This window comes from Bradyrhizobium arachidis (genome assembly GCF_015291705.1).
Taxonomy (GTDB): Bacteria; Pseudomonadota; Alphaproteobacteria; order Rhizobiales; family Xanthobacteraceae; genus Bradyrhizobium; species Bradyrhizobium arachidis.
In genome coordinates, this window is record NZ_CP030050.1 from 2,017,810 (window position 1) to 2,033,572 (window position 15,763).

Here is a 15,763-nt window from a genome sequence, read left to right on the forward strand (position 1 = left end):
GTTTAGCTCGTGAAACGCTTGGCATAGCCGGTTCGAAGACTCCGCTACCGAGCATGTGGCCAGGCAAATCAATGGATTTGTCCGATTCCAAATACCAGGATGCCGGTTGGGCCGTGCTTGCCGGCGTGTTTGCGACTCGATCAGCGACCCTTGGAGCAACGGGAGTTTCTGCCATTTTTGACGGCGAGCGCAGTCTAATCAAAATGTGTGGCACGGATTGTTTTGACCGGGATACATTGGTCGGCGACCTTGGTTCTCGATGGATGCTGCCCGACATCACTTACAAGCCATGGCCGACGTGTCGGTGGATGCATCAGCCGCTGACGCGCGCTAGTGTCCTGAACCAGAAGTTCGCAACATCGCCTCGTGTTGTACCGGGGCATTGTAACGGCAGAAGCGTTCGATGGAAGCAAGGATGTCATCGGCTGACTTTGTCCATCGGAACGGCTTGGGATCTGCGTTATGTCGTTCGATGAACGAGGCGATGTCCGCCCGAAGGGCGGCTACGCTCCGATAGACACCGCGCCTGATCTTCTTATCGGTAAGAAGCGCGAAGAAGCGCTCGACCTGATTGAGCCATGACGAACTGGTCGGGGTCAGGTGCACATGCCAACGCGGCCGTTTAGCCAGCCATTTCCGGATCAGCGGGGTCTTGTGGGTAGCGTAGTTATCCATGACGAGATGGACGTCGAGTTGGCGCGGCACAGCGGCCTCGATCTCGTCCAAGAACTTGCGGAACTCGGCGGCACGGTGCCGTCCGTAGCACTTGCCAATAACCCGTCCGGTCGCAATGTCGAGGGCGGCGAACAGCGATGTGGTGCCGTGCCTTTTGTAATCGTGGCTCCTTCGGGCCGGCTGGCCGGGACGCATCGGCAACATCGGCTGACTGCGGTCCAGCGCCTGGATTTGCGACTTTTCGTCTACACACAGAACGATGGCGTGTGCCGGCGGCGAGACGTAAAGGCCGACGACGTCGCGTACCTTGGCCACGAAGTTCGGATCGGTCGAGAGCTTGAATGTCTCCAGCCGGTGCGGCTGGAGCCCGAAGGCCCGCCAGATACGTTGCACCGTCGACACCGAAAGGCCGCTGGCCTTTGCCATGCCGCGGGAACTCCAATGAGTGGCATTCTCTGGGCAGCTTTCCAGCGTCCTCACGATCACGGCTTCGATGCGACCATCGTCAATGGTGCGCGAGCGCGGCTCATCGTGCAGCCCGGCCACGCGCTGCTCCACAAACCGCCGCCGCCATTTGCCTACCGTTCCCCGCTCTAGGCCCAGCTTGGCCGCCACTTCCTTGTTCTGACCGCCTTCCGCGCAGGTCAGCACGATCCGGGCTCTCAGAGCCAGCGCCTGCGCCGTCTTTCGCCGCATTGTCAGCGACTGAAGCTCAGCACGCTCATCATCGCTCAATATCAGGGGGACAAGTCGCTGGGCCGCCATCATATCCTCCGTCGCTGTTGAAGCCGCCATCTCTGGCACAGCGACGCGAACCTAACGCGAATCTACGATTGCGAACTTGTGACTCGGGACACTAGCACTCCTTTGGCAGATTGTGCTTTCGCCGCTGTTTTTCAAGGATTTGCTTTCGGCAATATGGGCAGTGCTGAGGCGGCGGCCGGAGGATGAGATCGACGATGGCGTGGCGCACGGCGGGCATGGTTGGTTGAGGCGGAGGCCCGTTGATTCTTTTTTTTCCGACCCGCGCATGCGAGGCGACGATGTTGCAGGAAGGCGTAGGCAATCATTGTCATCAGGGCGTGGCGATGAAGACCTTGCCATGATCGCCCTTCGAAGTGATCAAGTCCAAGCTCCTCTTTCAACTGCTGATGCGCCTGCTCACAAATCCACCGTGCCTTGATGGTGGCGGCCAGCGTGCGCAGATCCGTCGCCGCAGGAAGATTGGCGAGATAGTATTTCTTCTCCCCGGAGGCACGTTGCTCGCCAATGAGCCAGGCTTCGTCGCCCGGGAGATGCTGCTGACCTTTATCCCATATCCGCTGCGGAGCGCCGTCGGCGGTCCGGACACGGAGAGCAGCAAATCGGGCTTTAAGCCGACCTTTCGTCCCGCTACGCCAACTCACGGTTTTCCATTTGGCGCTGGCCAGCATTTGTTCTGCCGCAATCGATAAGATATCGGGCACGTGGTGCTTTCGTGGTTTCCCGCGGACTTTGGTGATCGGCCAAATGAGCTTCACATCGACCGGATACACTTTCAGGTGCCGAGGGATACCGACAGCCCAGGCCAGCCCGCGCTCTGTTAGCCCTTGTCGAAACGGTGCGCTGAGTCCGTATCCTGCATCCGCCAGCACACATCCAAAGCGCACGTTGGCCGCCATCGCGCGGTCAATCTCGGCCAAAGCAATCTCCGGCTTGGACCGTGGCGTTCGGTGTTCGACTGGCACGCGAGCGCGCTTCAAACGAGGCATGTCGCTTGTCCAACTGTCAGGCAGAAAAAGACGTAACGCGACCATCACTGGCACTTCGCCGCGCGCAAGCGTTAAAGACACCAGCGTTTGGCAATTTGCCGTTTTGCCGAGAGCCGACGCGTATTGAGCCGCAACACCGACCGAGCGCTCCCCCTTCTTCGGCAGCGAGGTGTCATCAATAACCAGCACCGCATCCCTGCCGCCGACAAGTCGGTCCGCCTGATTGAGCAGCTCTGTCTCCAGCGGCGTCGGGTCCCAGACACCGTCCGCAATGAAATGGTGCAACTGGTCGTAGCTGCTCGTGGCAAGGCGTTCTGCCATCGGCTGAACGCTCTTGCGATCGCCAGGACCGATCAATCCCGCAACATATAGAGGACACATCCGCTGCCGGGTCTTATGACCCAGCCGGTCCAAGAACGGCATCAGCCAGCATTCGAGTTCGTCTCCCCATCCCGGCATGGTCACCCCTCCAAGAGCCGACCACCCATGAATCATTGAAAAATTGATTCGGGAATCCTCTAAAACGCGGCAAAATCAACAATCTGCCAAAGTAGTGCTAGTTACCGCCGCTTCAAAGGCAACAATCGATCCCGAGCAGATTGAAAGGACCTGATCGCCACCAATGTGTTGGTATCTGGTCCCCGCTTTTGCGATCCTAAACCGCGCGCGTGGGTTTCTCGGCAGTACAGCTTCCCCCATGTGGTGCTGCTCGGTATTCCTGTCGGGCCCGCCTAGTTAGACGATACGACTGACGACATCCGGGGCATCAAGGAGTTGCGAGAGAAAGTTTGTGTCGAGTCTTGGGGCGTGGCCAACAAATATGTTGGCCAGATCGTGCGCGGGCAACTGCGCAATATGCCTGCGCGCGTCACAATCGTGATGCGTGACGGCACGCGGCCTCAAGCTGAAACCGACTTGGCGCTGGGCGATCCGTGGAAGAGCGATACAGCATACGGCGACGACCACGTCGTCGAAAATTTCGAGTTGCAAGCGGGCTCTCGAAAGCGCGGGCGGATGAAGTGATCCAGGCCACACTGAATATAGGAGCAGAATCGAGCCTATTCTATCGGTGCTGCGCAACGCTGGAGAAGTTTCGGTCGCTCCACTACCGGAGCGAGAAGGCGGACGATGATCTCCGACCTCTCCGCGGCTGAACTTCAGGCTACATCATGATCGCATCAGAAACGTGGAGAGCCTTTAGACCAACGCTGCCCCTGATCGTTACCGCGGCTCTGGTCACAAGCTGTGAGGACAAGAGGCCCGACGCTGCAGCAGATGCAGCTCTTGGCTGATCCCCACTTGGCGCGGAACAAACCGTCAAATGCGTAGCTCCTGCCGCTCCACGGGCAAACGGGATTTGCAGTGCCCGATCGTTTACCGGCGCCGCAACGGCACAACGCTTTACGACTACATCGATCCGAGCCTGCGGGCAGATAGGACGGCGAACTCAACAAGCTAAAAACCTTGGGCGGACCGTATTCTGAGCAAATCGCTTGGTTACGCTGAGCGTCTGGCCTTCTCGCATACGCTCGCATGTCCAATGTCGCCTTCGCAGCGAAGATGCCTTGCGGTAAAAGCCACTTACCTTGTCATGACCTCAGATTTCTAGCGGCGCGTTGGTTGCGTTGCTGGGAAAACGGTAACAATTCTGGCAATGCAAAGTAGAACGCGGAGGGGCAGACAGATAACCCAGCAGGAATGTCCTATTTCTGTAGAGCGTTACAAATCGCGCGGGCCTCAAATTGTTGCCCGTCCCTAGTAGCTCACGCTGACGCGACGAGAACGTCTGATATCGCAGGCACTTTCCCCGATTAAACGCGTGACGCGCTACCGCTGCACGAACCGAGTACCGTGCCGAACCAGCCAGCGAAGACCCTCGCGAGCGGAGACTTAACTGTCTTGTTCGAGATCTGTAAGGGCGGCATGTCGAGCATCAGCTCACCGGTCGACCGGATCAACGTCGATAAAAAAGTATCGATCGATATTCGAGTGCTAGTTGTCATTGCCGTTTCTCTTTTGCTAGCTTCGCGGTCGCTGACCAACGCGGCTTCGATTTGCCGCGCGGACATCACCACTCAACGGATGGCTCTGCTTCAAGCTTCCCGACGGCGCACTCGGCTTCTGACAAGCAGTAGGCATACAATAACTACGTGCCGAAAGACCCGAGACAAGCGCTCGCTGCTACCGCCTACTGGCGGATCTACTAATGGCGTTCCTTGAAACTTTTATCAAGATCGAGCATCTGGTGAATGGGGGCTTAGCCGCAGCGTTGCGTCAATCCGATCGACAGCCTTTCCGCCCCCACAACTACCAGCCTTAGTAGGTACTCTACAGACGCAACAATGTTACCTATTGGTTGATGAGCTTCGCGCTGGTGGATTGTCATTTCAAGGCGTTCGGCACGTAAGAAGACACACAACGGGGTTAGGCATGATCGCAGCGAGTGAACTGTATCGTGGTGCAGGGCCCTACTACGCGAGGCACGGACTAACTTATCCAGAAGACTTCTTCCGATCATTGGTCCGGATTTGCAGCCTCTCCAACAGAACTCGTGCCCTCGATCTAGGTGCAGGCACGGGGCAGATCGCTATTCCCTTGGCGCGCTCGGTTGCGAATGTGCTTTTCGTCAATCCAAGCGACGAAATGGTTCAGGAGGGAAGGCGAATGGCGGAAGCGGCAGGAGCGGCGAATATTGATTTTCTAGTTTCGAGAGCCGAAGACATTGACGAGCCAACGTCGTCGTTTGATATCGCGACGATTGCGGGCTCCTTTCTGTGGATGGATCAAACCAAAGTCCTGGCAAAGCTCGCCCATTTGCCTACCCCGGATGGCTGCGTTGTGATAACCAACCGCGAGCGCGATGGGTCGGAACCTGGAGAATGGCATGCTGCGATGATGAGCGACATCAGAGAGTTCTGGGGAGGAACTTTTCCGGCAGGTCCTGGAGCAGTTCGGCCCAACCTTCCCCCCTATCGAGAAGTGCTTCGCGCCTCCGATTTTTGTGAAATCACGGAGCTTCGTCACTATTACGATCATCACTGGTGCCTTGATGATCTTCTTGGCTACCTCTACTGGTTGCCAGGCACTCTCGGAGCTCGTCGTGACGAGTTTACGACACGTATGCGTCGCTTATTACTGTCCTATTCGCCGTCTGGCTCCTTTGTAGAACGAGGTCACCATACGACGTTGCTCGAATATAGGCATTAGCCTCGATATCTCGGGCGACGAGCGTCGGAGAACCGAGTCAGCGAGAGTGCTGTTTGGAGGGGAGCGTTGAATTTCGAGGACTGCCTCTGCCGGAAAATCGTAAGGCAGCACCGGTTGGCGCGGGATTAATCGGGATTGGACCGCGGAAAGTCGCGCTGTGGTGGCGGGAGACGGTGAGCGATTACGTCGGATGCAGGAGCTTTAATCTTACTCCAAGAAAGAGGATAGGGTTATGCTGCTTTTTGCTCCAATTGGAGGCAATGGTGGAATGGCATCGAGTTGGAATTTAGTAAGGCTTCGATGTAGGCGAAGATATCGTTGGCTCGTTGCTTCGTGGCGTATGCTGATGATGAACGAGTTCTGTCTTGAGTGCGTGGAAAAAGCCTCCATGTCGGCGCATTGTCGTAGGAAACGGCTGTGCGGCTGATTGAGGCGCGGAAGCCGCCGGGCCTTAGCGCCCTGCGCAAAATCCCCAAGGCGTATTGAACACCGGGATCCCGAGTGGTGGATCAATCCGGCGCCAGGCTTCTGCACCGATATTGCTATGCTCAGGGCTATCAGCGGCAGTTCGGTGGCCATGTGTCCTGCATGACCCAGCGGACCACCTTACGGCCGTAAACCCTCGGTCAAATTTGGAGCGATCGGGCTGGACATGACGCGCGCAGAGTAGTTTAGGCTCCTTGGTCGCGGAGCCCATCGAGCAACCGCTCGAAAGACCAAACCGATCGCCTGCCGCTTGTATTCGTTCGTTATGATCGTCCTCCGGGATGTTTCGTGAGATCCTCTTTGCTGGGCCTACTTTAATGCTCTTTTTGCAATCTCACACGGCGCAACTGGCTTTCTCGGCAGTGCAGCTTTCCCCACTGCAACGATGGTGCTGCTCGGTATTCCGGTGGGGGCGCCTAGTTAGACAACGAGACTGAAGACATCCGGCACGTCAAAGAGTTGCGAGAGAAACTTTGTGTGGAGTCCTGAGACGTTGCGAATGAATTCGCGAGCGAGATCGTGCGCGGGCAACTGCGCAATATGCCATCACGGGTCAGGATCGTTATGCTTGACGGCAGGCGACTTCAAGCCGAAACGGCCTTCGCGCTGGGCGATCCGTGGAGAAGCGATACAGCATACGGCGACGACGGCGTCCTCGAAAAATTTCGAGTTGCGAGCGGGCTCTCGAAAGCGCGACAATGAAGTGGTCACGCTGAATATAGAAGCACAACGAGACATCGGACCTATTGTCGCGCTGCTGCGCAGGGGGCGTCACGGCAGTTCCTTAACAGATCCCATGGACATGGTTGAAACGGCGACTTCGCGCAGGATTGGGTTCCGGACAAGTCTGTAGGCAAACTGTCCCAAGTGGCGGGATTTCCTAGGATGCAGAAATCCGGCGGGTTTGGTGTAAACAAGGGCGTAACCGTCGGCTTGGGATGGGAACTCGCCATAAAACTGCAGGCAAGCTCCAATATCGTTTGATAGCGCTGGAAAAGCCCAGATGCAGAGTCACGCGAGGAAGAGCTGGTCGGGGCGGAGCCTAACGATAACTCACACAACAAGTAGACCCGAGTCGATCGCGCAGTCGACTCAGAGAGGATGGGACCCATGGTAATATCTCGTCGCAAGCTCATTAAGGCGGGAGCGTCTGCCGGGGCGGCTTTGTCCATTCCTTCAGCCCTATGGGCTCAGACGGAGCTCGCCGCTGCGCGGACCGTCCGCATGGTAACAGGAGGCGGTGACCTCCGCGTCTTCGATCCTATCTCTACTGCGGCATATGTCACCGCGAATCATGGGTTGGCGATCTACGACACGCTGTTCTCGCTTGATTCCAGGTTTATGCCGCAGCCGCAAATGGTGGCCACCTGGACCGTTTCCGGCGACAACAGAACCTACACATTTCAGCTCCGGGATGGTCTGAGCTGGCACGACGGCGCCCCTGTCACTGCGGCGGACTGTGTGGCCTCGATCCGCCGCTGGGCCGAAGTGAATCCCGGCGGACAGCTGATGGTGGCACGGGCCAAAGATATTTCAAAGAAGGACGACAAAACCTTTACGATCGCGTTGAAGGAGCCGCTAGGCTTTCTGATCGATATTCTCGCGAATATTGCGACGCCATGCCTCTTCATCATGCGCGAGAAAGATGCGAGCACCCCCGCAACAGAGCAGGTCACATCGAATATCGGATCGGGGCCGTTCAAGTTCAATCGCGCACTTGCCAGGCCGGGCGCCAGCTTCACTTACGATCGCAACGAAAACTACGTGCCCCGTAAGGAGCCGGCCGACGGATTGGCCGGCGGAAAGATCGTTAAGGTTGAACGTGTGATCTGGGACAATATCGCAGATCAGCAGACTGCTTTCGCTGCTTTACAGGCGGGTGAAATCGACTTCTTCGGATCGCCGCCACTCGATCAGCTCTCGACGATCAAGAGTGATCCCGATCTTGAGCTCCAAGTTCTGAACAAGGGAGGCAACGACTGGTATCTGCGCCTGAACTTTCTGCAGAAGCCGTTCGACAATGTGAAGGCGCGTCAAGCGATGCTACACTTGATCGATCAGGATGCGTTCATGCGCACCGAGTACCCGCCGGAATACATCAGCACCGTTACTTCGATATTTGGTACCGGATCGGTCTATTCGAATGATGAAAACACGGGCTGGCATAAAAAGGGCGGCGACCCTGAACGAGCCAAACAACTTTTCAAGGAGGCCGGTTATTCGGGCGAGAAGGTTATAATTCTTCAGCCCACGAACATACCTTTCATAAACAACGCCTCGCAGCTATTGGCGGCGTCCTTGCGGAAGATCGGAGTTAATGCCGAACTCGCACCGAGCGATTGGGGTGGAGTTGTCGCGCGCCGGGCGAACAAGGGGGCTGTTGAGAAAGGTGGCTGGAGCATCTTCATCTCGAGCGATTCCGATTACTCGCTGAGCAATCCGATCGGCAATATCAGCTTAGCAGCGAATGGTGACAAAGCGTGGTACGGCTGGCCGAACAACGAGGAATACGAGTCTCTTCGCGCCAAATGGGCAGAGGTCGAAACGGTCGAAGAGCGCAAGGAGCTAGCCCGCAAGATGCAGCGAATGTTTTGGGATTTTGTCGGTTTCGTCTTCTTGGGGAAGAGTGTCTCGCCAGTTGCGCGCCGCAAAAAGCTGACAGGCGTCATCGGAATGCCGGCGCTTCTTCCGATGTGGAACATTCAGAAGCTGTGACGGCCTAACGGTTACTTCAACACAGGTGACTCGCGTCAGTTGGTCTCGTAATGAATTTCACTCTAGTTCTGCACGTGTAGTTCAGCGATCCGGGCGGTCCTTGCTGCGCACTGCCGCGCTCAAGGACAGATCGCTTCATCTGAACTGTGTCTCGTGAGCATGGCACCTGACTTGGGTTTGTTGCCGGTAAAAGAAGGTAAAATGCCTTAGCGAGTTGCCGATGGAGAAATCTATGGAATCCCATTCACACAAGAACCGGTCTGTGGCCGACCAGGATAATGGTTACGACGCTATCGCTTCAACTGAGACGAACGTCGCGGATGGATTCACGATGGTAGCAGTGGGCGACCTGATCGCCACAAGACCGCTAACCAAATATCAGGGAGCAGGTTTCGCCGCCGTCGTCAAAATTCTCCAGAATGCCGATGTCACATTCGGCAACATGGAAACCAACATCTTTGATATTCGATCGTTCAAGGGTAGCCCTGAGGCTGAGTATGGCGGTGCGTATCACGTCAGCCTGCCGGAGCTCGGCCCCGATTTAAGGGCGATGGGATTCAACATCCTAGGTCGCGCGAACAATCATGCCCTTGACTGGGGCCTTGAAGGAATGCGCGAGACGAGCCAGGCGCTCGATCAGAGCGGGATCGTGCATGCGGGGGCAGGCGAGAGTCTCGCGCAGGCAGGCGCTGCTCGCTTTCTGGAGACGCCACGCGGTCGCGTCTCGCTGGTATCGTTTGCGTCGACCTTCACGCCGTTATCTCGCGCCGCCGATCCGGCGGGCGAGGCTCCGGGCAGAGCGGGCGTAAACACACTCCGGTTGGCGAAGACCACCATTGTTTTGCCCGAGATGCTCGAGAGCTTGAGGCGGATACGCAACGCGTTGCCAGGCGTCAAGTCCCATCGTGAGGATCCGAATAGGGTGGTGCTCTCTGGAGTGACATATAATACAGGCGACACGATCAGCTACAGCTACGAAGCCGATCCGCGCGATTTTGCCAAGATTGTGCGAAACGTTCGTCAGGGCAAGCAGTTCTCCGACTTTTGCATCGTTACGAATCACGGACACCAGCCCGGGAATTGGTGTCAGGAGCCGCCTGATTATGAACAATCGCTTGCGCAAGGGCTGATCGACGCTGGCGCGGACGCATATGTGGGGCATGGGCCGCATCAGTTGCGGGCCATCGAAATCTACAAGAGTCGGCCGATCCTTTATGGGTTGGGCAATTTCATTATCGACGATCTCCGGACGCCGGTCGGGGCTGACATGTATGCTGCTTACGATAAGGACCCACGAACCGACACGGACGCTGAGGTGACGGCGAGTGAGATGACAAGAGGGTACGAGACAGATCCCGGATTTTCAGATCCAGTCTTCTACGAGAGTATAGTGGCGGCCAGCCGATTTGAGCAGAACCAGCTTGTTGAATTGCGGCTGTACCCGATCGAGCTCGATCGCTCTAAGAGGCTTGCCAACCGGGGCGTCCCGCGGCGGGCGCATGGACCGCAGGCAATAGCTATTCTGGAGCGTCTGCAGAAGCTCTCGAAGCCGTTCGGTACGCAGATTGCGATTGTGGACGATGTTGGACTTATAACTGTGCGCGCCAGTTCGCCGCCCTGACATCAGGTTGCTCGCAGTTGCTCTCAGTCTGGGCGGAATGGATTGGTCTTAGCGCCCGGTCCGTTGGATGCAGAGCACAGGTAAGCTCGATGCGCTGGCATTGTTGCTGACGCTGTCCAGCACGGAGTTGACGCGGAAGCCAGATTGTCAATCAGCGTGTGTCATTCACCCACTCACGAACCAGCTGGTGATGAGGATGCCGTGAGGTGGCTGAGAATTGATAGTGCTTTCATTGCCGGAGCCAGTCCACGGCGCGGCGGTTAGCAGGCTACAGGTACGGTGCTGCTTTCATTGCAGGCGAGGTGAATTCGGCCGAGCCGGCGCGGACTTCGGCAGTACATTGTATGGGGATTGGAGCCAGACCTGACGATAGAGCCCAAAGGGCCGAATTCGGAATACGTGGAGCGTTAAGTAACCCTCCTGGGGGCTCGCGTCTGGGGCGACCGGTTTGCTCAACTGGATTCTCGGGAAAGTGCAAGCGCTAGGCTCGCTCGCCGCGATCGAGTGTGGCAGATCGAGACCAATCGGTTTGATACGCGCGAGTTGTGTGCATCATTCAGCAGAAATCTTCACCTGCACTCAGGGTGGTCGTTGCAGCAGCGCTTCAACTGTCTGCCATGTGAGCCCAGCGGCGGAGTCAGTTTCTAACTGCAGAACAGTCCCCTCGCAGGTATCGGTTTCTTAGACCAAGTCAAATCGAGCGGTTTCAAAATGTAAATTATCCCACTCGGGCGCGGATTTTAGGACGCATCGGGACCGAGTATGGGAAACTTCGACCTCAGGCCGCGCGTAATATTTTCGTTATGAGCCCCGCCTCGGGTTAATGCCACTGCTGTGTAACAGCGCTCATGGACAGCAATAAGTGTAGTGCTCATTAAGCGGTTCGATGTTGTTGAGACTGCCGGCGGCGTCGATGGAGCGATGATGAGAAGCTCAGGATCGTTTTGGAGAGTTTGCAAGCCTCGCGCTCCGTCTCATCGACAGCAGGAGGAATCGGATCTCTCGCTCGCTCCTGTTGAGTTGGCGGCGGTCGCTCGGGTTCCGGCCGAGCGATAATGAATATCTTCAGCCTGCCTTGTGCCATCGATGGTGACGCCGGACCCGCTGGAGCGCGGCCGACAGGTCTAGCCACGCCGGCAAGTGGCCGTATTGAGATTGTCGTCGGCGATGGCCGTCGCGTGATCGTGGACGCCGGCGTTGATATCATCCAGCTGTCGCAGGTGTTGGATATGCTGGAGCGGCTATGATCCCTACCGCAGCAGCGCGCGAAAATCTGGATCGCAATTGGTCACACTGACATGCGCAAAGGCATGCACGGTCTGGCGTTACTGGTGCAGTGGGCGAGATCCTTTTGCTGGCGGCGTCTTTGTGTTGCGTGGCCGTGCCGGCACGCTGATCAAGGCGCTATGGCACGACGGGGTCGGGCTGTCGCTCTACGCCAAGCGGCTGGACGGCGGCGGCTTCATTTGGCCGGCGACGGTGGACGGGGGTATCACTGACCGCAGCTCAGATGGGCTATTTGCTGGAGGCGATCGACTGGCGCAACGCGCAACACAGTTGTACGCATCCGGCCAGCACCCCGGGCAGGCGCGCCGGTCTGCCGCGGCGCCTCAGGCCGCAGCCGCTTTGGACTGTTGGGTCGCCTTTCAATTCCACGGGAGCAGGTCGGCGACTCTATTGACGGGGTGATCTGGAAGCCTGGCCAACACGTCAGCGAGCCAAGCTTGCGGATCAACGTCGTTCATCTTGCAGGTTTCGATCAGGGTATAGACAGCGGCGGCACGATTGCCGCCAGCATCTGAACCGGCGAAGGTCCAATTTCGTCTTCCCACAGCCACACCGCGTAACGCTCGTTCGGCAGCGTTGTTTGAGAGGCAGATGCGGCCATCGTCCAGGAATCGGGTGAACGCCGCCCAGCGGTTGAGCAGGTAGTTGATCGCCTTTGCAGTATCGTTGCCTGATGAGAGCAAGGTTCGCTGCTGGCGCATCCAGATTTCGAGATCGGCGACGATCGGCCTCGACTTATCACGACGTGCCGCAAGCCGCTGTTCCGGCGTTTTGCCGTTGATGGTGCGCTCGATGTCGAACAGGATATCGATGCGTCGCAAGGCCTCGCTGGCAATCGGCGCCTCTCCAGATTTCGCCAGGTCGAAGAACTTTCTGCGGCCGTGGCTCCAACGTAAGCATCCGGTGAGGACCGCGTAGCGGTCACTCAGGCTGCTTGGTTGACTTGCTTATTTCGGTCGCGCCAATTCCAGGGCAAAAGTTCGTCGAGCCGTTGTACGGGATGTGCAGCGATGCGTGCCAGGACGTCGGCGAGCCAAGCTTGTGGATCCACGTCGTTCATTTTGGCTGTGACGATCAGGCTGTACATCATCGCGGCACGGTCGCCGCCGCGGTCGGAGCCACAGAACAGCCAAGACTTCCGCCCCAGGGCGATGCCGCGCAGGGCTCGCTCGGCGGCGTTGTTCGACAGGCAGATGCGGCCATCGTCGAGGAAGCGGGTAAACGCATCCCAGCGCTTGAGCATGTAGTCCATCGCCTTGGCAACGTCGTTGCGCCGGGAGAGCTTGGCGCGTTGTTCACGCATCCAGACTTTCAGATCGGCCATCAGCGGCGCGCTCAGCTCCTGGCGGACGGCCCGGCGCCGTTCGGGCGTCTCGCCGTTGATGCCTCGCTCGATCTCGAACAAGGCGTCGATCCGACGGACTGCTTCCAGTGCCAGAGGCGAGATCACCGCTGGCTTTTTGCCTTGTACCTTGCGGCGCGCATTCTCCGCCAGATCAGCCATCACGAAGAACGGTCGTCGGGCATGGACCCAACACGCCGCTTCCAGGATCGGACCTACGTTGCGGCTCGGGTCGTAAAGCTTGCCATAGCCGCCATAGGCATCGGCCTGGAAGATGCCGTTGTAGCCGGCCAGATGGGCCTGGGGATGCTCGCCCGCGCGATCGCGCGAGTAATAAAACACTGCTCCCGGCGGGGCCTGCCCGCCAAAAGGCTTGTCGTCGCGTACATAGACCCAGATGCGGCCGGTGTCGGTCTTGCCTTTGGCCAGGACCGGCACCGTCGTGTCATCCCCGTGCAATCGCTCGGCACTCAGCACATGGGCCTCGAGGTGCCGGAACAAGGGCGTCAGCGCAACAGTGCAGCCACCAACCTGGTCGGCGAGGGTCGACAGGCTGATCGGCACGCCTTCCTTGCCATAGCGTTCGGCCTGACGGTTCAGCGGCTGGTGCTGGCCGAACTTATCGAACAGCACCATCGCCAGTAAGCTGGGGCCGGCCCAACCACGGTCGATGACGTGGAACGGCGCCGGGGACTGGCTGATCTTCTCGCAATCACGGCAGCTGAACTTCTCCCGGACGTGCTGGATCACCTTCCAGGACTTCGGGATCACCTCCAGCGTCTCGGTGATGTCCTCCCCGAGCTTGGACAACCTCGCTCCGCCGCAGCAGGCGCACGCCACAGGTCCCGGCACGAGCACCCGCTCGCGAGGCAGATGGTCCGGGAACGGCTGGCGCGACGGCCTCTTGCGCGTGAACGAGGCCACCTTCGTCGTCTTGGCCGCGGCCATTTCGGCAGCGAGTTCGTCCTCAGTCGCTGAGGCCTCGAGCTCCTCCAGCGTCAGTTCGAGCTGATCCAGCAGCCTTGCGGTACGCTCCGAGCGAGGGCCATAACGATCACGGTTCAGCTTTTCGATCTGCAGCTTCAGGTGAGCGATCAGAGCATGGTCGTCGGACTGCTGGGCGCGAACGCTGGCGAGTTCGGCGCGCGTCGCCAGCAACGCCGCTTGCAGCGCCTCAATGTCTTCCGGCAGCTTCTGGGGACCGTCACCCATGCACCGATGGAATCACAAAAGCGACGATTTGGCGTGCGCTTTTTGCAATCTCACGGGACTATTGCGCAACCTATCCTGCGCTCTGCGGCCGCCAGCTGTGTTGGGGATTGCGCCAGTCGATCGCCTCCAGCAAATAGCCCATCTGAGCTGCGGTCAGCGATACCACGCCATCCACCGTCGCCGGCCAGATGACATGGCCTTTTCCTGCCCGTGATCGCATCTTGGGCGTCGTCCGGATTGGACCCGGCAAGGAAGGAGAAATGCTATGCAATCGGTTTGTGCCTTCGTTGGTCTCGACGTACACAAAGAGACAATTTCTGTCGCGGTAGCGGGCGTTGGGCGAGCGGGTGAGGTTCGGCATGTCGGCACGATCAAGAACGATCCGACGGCAATCGGCAAACTCGCTCGGAGTCTGGCGCGTCGACATGGTGTCGTCGAGTTCGTCTACGAGGCTGGATCATGCGGCTACAACGTTCAACGTCAACTCTCGACAATGGGGATGATCTGCAGAGTGTGCGCGCCCTCGTTGACGCCACGCAAGCCGGGCGAGCGGATCAAGAATGACCGGCGCGACGCCATCATTTTGGCTCGTCTGCATCGGGCCGGTGAGCTCACCTATGTCTGGGTGCCGGACGCGCTTCATGAGGCACTACGCGACCTGGTACGGGCGCGGCACGCAGCTGGTCAGGATGTCCGCCGAGATCGCATTCGCATTCAGGCGTTCATGCTCCGTTGCGACTTACGCTTCGAGGGTAAGGCTTGGAGTCGCCGACACCGGATATGGCTCTGCAACAGGACGTTCGCCCATCCGGCGCAACAGATTGCATTCCAGACCTATCTCAACGCACTTGAGCATGACGAGGCTCGCAAGGCTGGAGTAGAGGAGCAAATCCGCGAACTACTCGCGAGCTCCCGTGGGCCAAACAGATGCAGGCTCTGCAAGCATTGAAGGGCGTCGGTCCGATCGTCGCCGCTACGATACTCGCCGAGGTCGGAGACTTCTCCCGCTTCGCTCATCCGCGGCAGCTCGTTGCCTACTTCGGCCTCGCCCCAGGCGAGCACAGCAGCGGCGGTACGGTAAGGCCGCGCGGCATCACCAAGGCGGGCAGTTCGATCGCGCGGGCCGTGCTGTGTGAAGCTGCCTGGAGCTATCGTACCACGCCGAAGGTCGGGCAATGGATGAAAGAGCGTTGCCCGCCAGTTCCACAAGATATCGCTGCTCTGGCCTGGAAAGCGCAGCTACGTCTGCACAAGACCTATCGGAAGCTTACAGCCCGCGGAAAACGCTCAGTCGTCGCTACCGCTGCAGTTGCGCGGGAACTGCTCGGCTTTATCTGGTCCATCGGCCAGCGCGTCCCGCTAGGCGCGTAATCGAAGACGTATCCTACGATCCGCATCAGCGAGGACGCCGAGCGCGGTAGAGGGAATCCTCGAATTCATTTTGGACAGCGGAAACGCCGACGTCCG

At 58.4% G+C, this 15,763-nt stretch carries 11 protein-coding genes and 2 pseudogenes; 8 read left to right on the plus strand and 5 right to left on the minus strand.

Annotated elements, in window-relative coordinates; genetic code table 11:
* Positions 1 to 330 precede the first annotated feature (330 nt).
* Together WN72_RS09525 and WN72_RS09530 are read right to left on the minus strand one after the other, a co-directional pair.
* On the minus strand, positions 331 to 1,440 hold the full coding sequence (locus WN72_RS09525) for an IS630 family transposase (RefSeq protein WP_430644630.1): 1,110 nt from the start codon (positions 1,438 to 1,440) through the stop codon (positions 331 to 333).
* A gap of 131 nt (positions 1,441 to 1,571) precedes the next feature.
* On the minus strand, positions 1,572 to 2,921 hold the full coding sequence (locus WN72_RS09530; RefSeq protein WP_092220843.1) for an IS701 family transposase: 1,350 nt from the start codon (positions 2,919 to 2,921) through the stop codon (positions 1,572 to 1,574).
* Between the two features lie 312 nt (positions 2,922 to 3,233).
* Between WN72_RS09530 and WN72_RS09535 the strand changes: the two genes are divergently transcribed.
* From WN72_RS09535 to tnpB, 7 genes are all read left to right on the plus strand, one after another.
* Entirely contained in the window at positions 3,234 to 3,449 is a 216-nt protein-coding gene (locus WN72_RS09535; protein WP_092220846.1) for a hypothetical protein, read from the plus strand.
* Between the two features lie 1,407 nt (positions 3,450 to 4,856).
* Positions 4,857 to 5,633, plus strand: coding sequence for a class I SAM-dependent methyltransferase (locus WN72_RS09540; RefSeq protein WP_092220850.1), 777 nt, complete (start codon positions 4,857 to 4,859; stop codon positions 5,631 to 5,633).
* A 1,596-nt stretch (positions 5,634 to 7,229) separates the two neighbouring features.
* Positions 7,230 to 8,834 carry an ABC transporter substrate-binding protein gene (locus WN72_RS09545; RefSeq protein WP_092220852.1) on the plus strand — a complete coding sequence of 535 codons (1,605 nt, stop codon included), beginning with the start codon at positions 7,230 to 7,232 and terminating at the stop codon, positions 8,832 to 8,834.
* 232 nt (positions 8,835 to 9,066) lie between these two features.
* Positions 9,067 to 10,455 carry a CapA family protein gene (locus WN72_RS09550; protein WP_092220856.1) on the plus strand — a complete coding sequence of 463 codons (1,389 nt, stop codon included), beginning with the start codon at positions 9,067 to 9,069 and terminating at the stop codon, positions 10,453 to 10,455.
* A gap of 938 nt (positions 10,456 to 11,393) precedes the next feature.
* Positions 11,394 to 11,474 carry a hypothetical protein gene (locus WN72_RS47765; protein WP_092220858.1) on the plus strand — a complete coding sequence of 27 codons (81 nt, stop codon included), beginning with the start codon at positions 11,394 to 11,396 and terminating at the stop codon, positions 11,472 to 11,474.
* 36 nt (positions 11,475 to 11,510) lie between these two features.
* Positions 11,511 to 11,702 (plus strand): hypothetical protein, encoded by a 192-nt coding sequence (locus tag WN72_RS09560; RefSeq protein WP_092220854.1) that lies wholly within the window; start codon positions 11,511 to 11,513, stop codon positions 11,700 to 11,702.
* A 121-nt stretch (positions 11,703 to 11,823) separates the two neighbouring features.
* A complete protein-coding gene (gene tnpB, locus WN72_RS47600) occupies positions 11,824 to 12,144 on the plus strand; it encodes an IS66 family insertion sequence element accessory protein TnpB (RefSeq protein WP_347337509.1) in 321 nt (106 codons plus the stop codon).
* On the opposite strand, the pseudogene tnpC (WN72_RS09570) reads toward tnpB, so the two are convergent.
* The 3 genes and pseudogenes from tnpC (WN72_RS09570) to WN72_RS46740 form a co-directional block, all read right to left on the minus strand.
* A pseudogene (gene tnpC / locus WN72_RS09570) lies at positions 12,102 to 12,638 on the minus strand (IS66 family transposase); the annotation flags it as partial. The gene tnpB and the pseudogene tnpC (WN72_RS09570) overlap by 43 nt on opposite strands.
* A 29-nt stretch (positions 12,639 to 12,667) precedes the next feature.
* Entirely contained in the window at positions 12,668 to 14,296 is a 1,629-nt protein-coding gene (gene tnpC / locus WN72_RS09575) for an IS66 family transposase (protein ID WP_194483007.1), read from the minus strand.
* Positions 14,297 to 14,366: 70 nt separating this feature from the next.
* Positions 14,367 to 14,723 carry a hypothetical protein gene (locus tag WN72_RS46740; protein WP_430644637.1) on the minus strand — a complete coding sequence of 119 codons (357 nt, stop codon included), beginning with the start codon at positions 14,721 to 14,723 and terminating at the stop codon, positions 14,367 to 14,369.
* On the opposite strand from WN72_RS46740, the pseudogene WN72_RS09585 reads away from it, so the two are divergent.
* Positions 14,610 to 15,667: pseudogene (locus WN72_RS09585) on the plus strand (IS110 family RNA-guided transposase). The gene WN72_RS46740 and the pseudogene WN72_RS09585 sit on opposite strands and share 114 nt — an antisense overlap.
* Positions 15,668 to 15,763 lie beyond the last annotated feature (96 nt).

Excerpts from the sequence above, each read along its gene's own strand:
- WN72_RS09525 (WP_430644630.1), bottom strand. The coding sequence starts at position 1,440 with ATGGCGGCCCAGCGACTTGTCCCCCTGATATTGAGCGATGATGAGCGT.
- WN72_RS09530 (WP_092220843.1), bottom strand. The coding sequence starts at position 2,921 with ATGATTCATGGGTGGTCGGCTCTTGGAGGGGTGACCATGCCGGGATGG.
- WN72_RS09540 (WP_092220850.1), top strand. The coding sequence starts at position 4,857 with ATGATCGCAGCGAGTGAACTGTATCGTGGTGCAGGGCCCTACTACGCG.
- WN72_RS09545 (WP_092220852.1), top strand. The coding sequence starts at position 7,230 with ATGGTAATATCTCGTCGCAAGCTCATTAAGGCGGGAGCGTCTGCCGGG.
- WN72_RS09550 (WP_092220856.1), top strand. The coding sequence starts at position 9,067 with ATGGAATCCCATTCACACAAGAACCGGTCTGTGGCCGACCAGGATAAT.
- WN72_RS09560 (WP_092220854.1), top strand. The coding sequence starts at position 11,511 with ATGAATATCTTCAGCCTGCCTTGTGCCATCGATGGTGACGCCGGACCC.
- tnpC (WP_194483007.1), bottom strand. The coding sequence starts at position 14,296 with ATGGGTGACGGTCCCCAGAAGCTGCCGGAAGACATTGAGGCGCTGCAA.
- WN72_RS46740 (WP_430644637.1), bottom strand. The coding sequence starts at position 14,723 with ATGTCGACGCGCCAGACTCCGAGCGAGTTTGCCGATTGCCGTCGGATC.